The organism is Rhodoferax sp. UBA5149 (assembly GCF_002413825.1).
Classification (GTDB): Bacteria; Pseudomonadota; Gammaproteobacteria; order Burkholderiales; family Burkholderiaceae_C; genus Rhodoferax.
This window is the reverse complement of the sequence record NZ_DHXT01000069.1, coordinates 18351-18759: the sequence shown is the minus strand read 5'-3', so window position 1 is coordinate 18759 and position 409 is coordinate 18351. Positions and strand designations below refer to the sequence as shown.

Here is a 409-nt window from a genome sequence, read left to right as displayed (position 1 = left end):
TGCTGATGGGCAATGTGGACGAGCGCGGCACCTACCTGCGCAAGAGTCCGTCACACTTCTCTGACTTGAAGGTAAACGTGGTGCAAGCCCTCGTCAAGCATGTTGATTCCGCTACAAAAACTATAGCGCTCGACAATGGCCAATCAATCGCGTTTGACACCCTGTTGATCGCCACCGGCTCCCATCCCGTGCACCCCCCGATTCCCGGTATTGACGCGGCCGGGGTTCATACCTGCTGGACGCTGGAGGATGCCAGAGCGATCATGGCGCTGGCCACCCAGGGCGCGCGCGTGCTGCAGCTGGGCGCCGGTTTCATTGGCTGCATCATCATGGAAGCGCTGGCGGCGCGCGGTGTGCATTTGAGCGTGGTCGAGATGGGCGACCGCATGGTGCCGCGCATGATGGGCCC

The 409-nt window shown here is 61.9% G+C and carries 1 protein-coding gene; it reads left to right on the top strand.

Features of this window, described 5'->3' with window-relative positions; translation table 11 throughout:
- Positions 1-409: FAD-dependent oxidoreductase (locus B3V69_RS05800; RefSeq protein WP_296444649.1), on the top strand; the 409-nt coding region annotated here is incomplete at both ends.